General features: G+C 44.4%; 7 protein-coding genes. 4 read left to right on the top strand and 3 right to left on the bottom strand.

The window, feature by feature from the left end; translation table 11 throughout:
• Nucleotides 1–356: 356 nt before the first annotated feature.
• Genes H0Z19_RS11505 through H0Z19_RS11495 form a run of 3 tightly spaced genes read right to left on the bottom strand, consistent with a single transcriptional unit; the run spans nucleotide 357 to nucleotide 2,103 of the window.
• Nucleotides 357–701 (bottom strand): winged helix-turn-helix domain-containing protein, encoded by a 345-nt coding sequence (locus tag H0Z19_RS11505; RefSeq protein ID WP_290726751.1) that lies wholly within the window; start codon nucleotides 699–701, stop codon nucleotides 357–359.
• A 54-nt stretch (nucleotides 702–755) separates the two neighbouring features.
• Nucleotides 756–1,112, bottom strand: coding sequence for a hypothetical protein (locus tag H0Z19_RS11500; protein ID WP_290726750.1), 357 nt, complete (start codon nucleotides 1,110–1,112; stop codon nucleotides 756–758).
• Nucleotides 1,105–2,103 (bottom strand): hypothetical protein, encoded by a 999-nt coding sequence (locus tag H0Z19_RS11495; RefSeq protein WP_290726749.1) that lies wholly within the window; start codon nucleotides 2,101–2,103, stop codon nucleotides 1,105–1,107. The genes H0Z19_RS11500 and H0Z19_RS11495 overlap by 8 nt, the downstream gene beginning before the upstream one ends.
• 238 nt (nucleotides 2,104–2,341) lie before the next feature.
• Here H0Z19_RS11495 and H0Z19_RS11490 point away from each other — a divergent pair, with 238 nt between their 5' ends.
• From H0Z19_RS11490 to H0Z19_RS11475, 4 genes are read left to right on the top strand one after another with little or no spacing between them, the layout of a single operon-like run.
• Entirely contained in the window at nucleotides 2,342–3,385 is a 1,044-nt protein-coding gene (locus tag H0Z19_RS11490; protein WP_290726747.1) for an LLM class flavin-dependent oxidoreductase, read from the top strand.
• Nucleotides 3,386–3,426: 41 nt separating this feature from the next.
• Entirely contained in the window at nucleotides 3,427–4,893 is a 1,467-nt protein-coding gene (locus tag H0Z19_RS11485; protein WP_290726745.1) for a replication factor C large subunit, read from the top strand.
• Entirely contained in the window at nucleotides 4,894–5,340 is a 447-nt protein-coding gene (locus H0Z19_RS11480; RefSeq protein WP_290726744.1) for a DUF2240 family protein, read from the top strand.
• Nucleotide 5,341: 1 nt separating this feature from the next.
• The gene (locus tag H0Z19_RS11475; protein WP_290726743.1) at nucleotides 5,342–5,923 is read left to right on the top strand and encodes a metallophosphoesterase; all 582 of its coding nucleotides are present in this window, start codon (nucleotides 5,342–5,344) and stop codon (nucleotides 5,921–5,923) included.
• Nucleotides 5,924–6,030: the final 107 nt, after the last annotated feature.

Here is a 6,030-nt window from a genome sequence, read left to right as displayed (position 1 = left end):
TGGCATCGCTCTGCATCGGTGGAGGGCAGGGGATGGCCATGGTTGTGGAGAGAGTCTAAGTCCTTTTAGGGCCCCTTTCTTCTTTTATATTCGTGAAAGTTTTTTAATTTGGAAATGGTATTTCGTCTTTGGTCTCCTTTCGCTTTACTCGTACTACTCTAACTGAAATCTTCGAGCAAAGCTGAATGACTTTTTTATCCCGTCCTACGTACTTTAATCTTCAACCCAAGCAGGATTAAAACGATACCACCGATTACTGCAAGAATCTGGAGTGAATTTTCACAGATCGCTGATATAATACTCTCGTACATTGATTGTTCGGTAGGTGGTGCGGGAGGTATTTTATCAACAATTATCTAGAACCTTGGCCGAGTTAGATATCTGTAAATCTGAGCGAGTCCCGTTGCAATCAAAACAAAGCCTATGGTAAGGATTACTTTTACCACCAACTCTGCACCTTCAACGACCCTTCTGCCAAGGTCTGTGAGAGAGTAGTAAACCCATTTTCCATGCCGGTTTTTTGCCACAAGTCCTGCCTCAAGTAGCTTCTCCATATGCTCACTAACACTCGACTTTGACATGTCCAGACTTCTTGAAATCTCACTTAAATTCATCTTTTTCTCTTTAAGGAGTTTAAGTATTCTTACTCTAGTGTCAGATGATAGTGCGTTGAAGGTTTTCACAGTGAGTATCTTTACCATTGACATATGTTCAACAACACCATATTAAATTTTTCGTTAAAAAATAGTAAAAAATTAGCTGGTTTGCAGGTTGCCGAGGTCTCGTTCGATTCCACTTATCGGGCTGTAGACGCTGTAGGTTCTTGAATTGTTAATTATCGCACCAACGTGAATGCCATAAATGTCAACGCACTTAATTCCATACCTTTCAACGCACCAGTTCCTTATCCAGGTGTCCAGTGGATCGTAGTAAACCGGTCCTCCGCTGTCGCCACCTCCCCGAGTGTAGGTTGCAAGAACCTGATCGTAAAGGGTGCCATATTCTGGCCAGTCCGCTTCTATTATGAAATTTACCTTCTCAATCAATCCACACGTTTCTCCCGTTGTTATTCCACCTTTGCATATGTGCATTCCTCTGCTCTGATCATGCATTTCGCTGAACGCCGGATAGTGCTTTTAATGGATTATGTTCGTTGAATATTCTGAATGCTGAGGTACCAAAAATTATCTCCACGAAAAGAGCATCGCTGTGTCTCGGACCCTCCGGATCGGCAGTAACCCTACCAACCAAATTCTCTCTTGGATTTGCAGTTAATTCCGGCTGATACACTGCATTATTCAAATTCCCGCAGTGTCCTGCGGTAACGAATCCCATCACGCCATTCCTTACAGCTATGAAACCGAGGGTGTAGTCTCCTAGAGCTTGAATCTTTATACCTCCGACCATCGGACGTATTTTATCCGTTCGAGAAAGTTTTACTTCTGAAATCGTTATGTTTCTCTCTGGTTCAGTTTCTATGATGTCTGGCTTAAATCTTCCTGTCTTCTCAACAATGATAGCATCGATCGGTATACCAAGTCTCTCTGCCAGTATTTTGATTTTGTCCAGAATTGTCTCGTTAATTACAATAACACCGATGAGAATTTTGTTTTTAACTTCTTCCGGACCAGCCATAGATAGGTAGTTTCTAAGGAATGTATCCTTTTTCATTTCATCAAACATCATCCTTTTCCACTTGTAAAGCTCACTGTAGCTGTACTTCCCCTTCACAACCACAACGTTCTTCCCCTTGTAGCTCTCAGCAACTCTTTCATCAGTCACAACGACAAAAACTATCCCTCTTCTCGGATCTATCCACTCTCCACCATAATAAGGAGAATCCTTTCCAGCATTCTGAACCTCAATTGCCGTTTTAGCTGCTGAACGGTAATCCGATTTTATTTCCTCAATGTCGATGCACATCCACCAGTGTGCCAGTTCTTTCTTCTTAACCCACTCTCCGTTCTCGTACACGTAATATTCAGCCGTGGAGTTATCGCTGCAAAGGGACTGATCCACCTTCAGCTCGTTTACGCTGGGGATTGCGGAAGTTATTGTAGCCCCACTCAGTATCAAGAGCCCTACCAACACCAACCTTAGCATACTCTCTAAAATCTGCATTTTCTATTTAAAAAATATATGATATTGTTCGGTTAATTCCAAACGAGTTAAATCGTTGCATGCTGGTCATCGGAAGAAGACGAGAGCTGTATTTGCCTAAATTCATCAAAATTCGAAGCGAGACAGTTCGTTAACTTTGTTTTGTTCTCCGAATTCTCACTGTTAATGTAAAAGCAAATGGAATCAAAAAGCATAAGTAATGAAAAACTCATTTTTGACCATGAGCGTCAGGTTCGGAATGCTTCTGTCAGCGCCAATGCCCACACTCGACAAAGTTATGAAGATAGCCCAACAGGCTGAAGAAGGTGGAATGTTCTCTCTGACCGTCCCGGATCACACTCTGATGGTTCCTCCGGGCTTTACACCCAATGCCTTATCACTGCTTTCAGCCTTAGCCGTTAAGACTTCAAAGGCCATTATTGGAACCGGTGTCACAGACGTCGTTCGCTACCACCCTTCAGTTTTGGCCCAGATCATAGCAACCATAGACCACCTTTCTCTTGGAAGGGCCTTTCTCGGACTCGGTGCAGGAGAAGCGATGAATATTAAGCCTTTCGGAATAGAGTGGAAAATGCCATACACAACGCTGAGGGAAGGTATAGAGATTATGAAGAGGCTCTGGACGGGAGAGAAGTTCAGCTATGAAGGGAAGAGGTTCAAACTTAAAGATGCCTTCCTTCAAATAAAGCCACTTCAAAAGACAATTCCTATTTACTTAGGAGCAAATGGGCCCAAGACAAGGGAGCTCACAGGGGAGATGTGTGAGGGATGGATGCCAATCGCTGAAACGCCAAAGACTTACAGGGAGAACCTCAGAGACGTTGAACGTGGTTGTGAAAAGGCTGGAAGAAAAGTTGAAGAGATTGATACAGCCCTGCAGATATACACTGCAGTAGACCCCTCATTTGAGAAGGCGATGGAGAGGGCAAGGCAGTTCAGCGGCGTAATCGTTTCTGCAGTAGAAAAGGCTGAGCAGGCTGGATACAACCTCGAATTGCCCGAAGGAGTTTCCAAAAAATTCTACTTCGAACAGCTCCTTCTTGACGATGCGATGCTCATGGAGTTTTTAAAACTCTCATCTCTCGTTACCGAGGAGATGATAAGGGACTTCTTTATAGTCGGAACACCTGAGGATTGCGAAGATAAAATAGAGGAGTTTGTTAAAGCAGGTGTTAAACACTTCATGCTCATAAATGTTAGCCCAGACCCCAAGTACGTTCTCAAAGTTTATGCTGAGAGAATCATCCCGGCGTTTTCCGATTGACCTGAGATAAAGTGATATACTTTTGGAACGACTAAGGTTCGATGCTCTGGGTTGAGAAGTACAGGCCTAAAACCATTGAAGAAGTCGTTGCGGATAAGAACATAATCTCGAAGGTCATTAAATGGGCCAAAAGCTGGAAGAGGGGGGGCAAGCCCCTACTGCTTGCCGGTCCTCCTGGTGTTGGAAAAACGTCCCTCGCTCTCGCTCTCGCCAACACGATGGGCTGGGAGGTTGTTGAGCTTAATGCAAGCGACCAGAGAAGCTGGAGGATCATCGAAAGAATTGTTGGGGAAGGGGCATTTAACGAAACAATAAGCGATGAGGGTGAGTTTCTTTCTTCACGAGCGGGAAAGCTGAAGCTGATAATCCTTGACGAGGTTGACAACATTCACAAGAAAGAGGATGTTGGGGGGGAGGCTGCGCTCATAAGGCTAATTAAAAGAAAGCCCGCTCAGCCATTGATTTTGATCGCCAACGACCCCTACAAGCTCTCTCCAGAGCTAAGAAATCTCTGTGAGATGGTTAACTTCAAAAGACTCACAAAACATCAGGTGGCAAGAGTTCTGGAGCGAATTGCTTTGAAAGAGGGGATTAAAGTCGATAAAAAGGTTCTTCTCCAGATTGCCGAGAATGCCGGAGGTGATTTAAGAGCAGCGATCAACGATTTTCAAGCTCTTGCAGAGGGCAAGGAGGAGCTAAAGCCAGAAGACGTTTTCCTAACGAAGAGAACGCAGGAAAAAGACATTTTCAGAGTAATGCAGATGATTTTCAAGACAAAGAATCCTGCTGTTTACAACGAGGCAATGCTTCTGGATGAGTCTCCTGAAGACGTCATTCACTGGGTAGAAGAGAACGTGCCCTTAGAGTATTTGGGGATGGAACTTGTTAATGCTTATGGTGCACTTTCAAGGGCAGACATTTTCCTCGGCAGAGTCAGGAGGAGGCAGTACTACAGGCTCTGGAAGTATGCGAGCTATCTCATGACCGTAGGCGTTCAGCAAGCCAAGGAAAAACCGAAGAAAGGCTTTACGAGGTACAGAAGACCAGTTGTGTGGCAGATGCTATTCCAGCTCAGAAGCAAGAGAGAGATGATGAGAAAGATTCTCGAAAAGATTGGAAAATATAGCCATCTCTCAAGGAGAAAAGCCCGAACCGAGATGTTTCCCACGATAAAACTCCTTTTGAGAGAGCTTGATGTAAAGAGTGCCTCAACCATAGCGGCTTTTTACGAATTCACCAAGGAAGAACTTGAATTCCTCGTTGGAGAGAGAGCTGCTGAAATTTGGGAATATATCGAGAAACACGGATTGCACAGAATCGAGGATGAAACCTTCCTTGAGAGCTTCACGAAAGCTGATAAGATTTCAGAGACGATTTCGGAGACGCGTAAAGAACGAGAAGAAGAGGAAAAAGAAAGAGAGGAAGAGGAGGAGGAAGAAAGGAAAGAAGTAGGAACAAAGAAGAAAAAAGCCGGAAAAAATTTAACTCTCGATTCATTCTTTTCCTGAATGATGCGCAAGGTTATCGCTGCAGCATTCAAGAGCAAAGGGAAAAGGAAAATGAAGAGAAGTGAGTTGATTTACACCATGAGCTTCGACTTGAACTGGTTTACCCACGAGGGGAGCAAGAAGGTTGTGGAGGAGGCTGAGAAGGAGGGTCTGCTTGAAGGTGACGACGAACTCCAGCCAACCTTTGATTTGGACGATGTTGACCTCAGTAACTTCAAACCCGACCTCTCAGAACTCCTCTCAAGATCTGTAACAGATAGAATCATCGAAGAAATAGCAGTAAAACTAAAAAAGGACAGCAGGGAAGTTTACTCGATGGTCAACAAGAAGCAGGAAGAGCTTGGGGGTATAGTAAGCTTTCCGGTTGCAGCTCTAATCGTTGCCAAAGAGGCGGGAATAGACATCTCACCATATATCGAAGAAGTTGAGAGAGAAGTCTTCCAGTGAAATGAGGATAGAAGAGGACGTGCTTTTTATCGGCAGAAAAGCTGTTATCGCTGACGTCCACCTTGGCTTGGTTAGGCATTACGACAGCGAGTTGATTGAGAAAGCTCTTGGCGTAGCTGAAAAGGCTGAAACGCTGATTGTTGCAGGTGATTTAAGGCATCTCGGAAGAAGAGGTCAGTATGAGAGGTTTATGCGGGAGGTTGGCGGGATTACAGAGCTAATTTTGCTCAGGGGGAACCACGACATCGGTTTGGACTGCGAGAAGGCTATCAGAATTGGAAAGTACGGAGTTTTCCATGGACACGCCGTGCCTGATGAAGACATTCTGGACGCCAAGTTTCTGATTTTCGGCCATGCGCACCCCGCCTATTTTATCAGAGACTCTGCAGGTGGTTACAGGGAGAGGGTATTCCTCACGGGAGAAATAGAGGAGGGAAAAAGGGTCGTTGTGCTTCCTGCCTTCAACGACCTCTGCGCCTCAACTGCAGTTAACCTTGACAGACCTGCCGGCTTCATGTTCAGGAGGTATGATTACAAAGAGTGGTACGCTATCATGTTTGATGGTACACTTCTGAGAATCTAATGAATTAAAATTTACAGCAAAATTGTAATATATACGTTAATCAAAGCAATTCCATGCTACTCCTCGAACACGAATCCAAAGCTCTGCTTGAGAAATACGGCATAAAA

The sequence above is a fragment of the Archaeoglobus sp. genome (assembly GCF_017656475.1).
Lineage (GTDB): Archaea > Halobacteriota > Archaeoglobi > Archaeoglobales > Archaeoglobaceae > Archaeoglobus.
The sequence above is the reverse complement of the archived record's forward strand: the minus strand, read 5'-3'. Positions and strand labels throughout refer to the sequence as shown.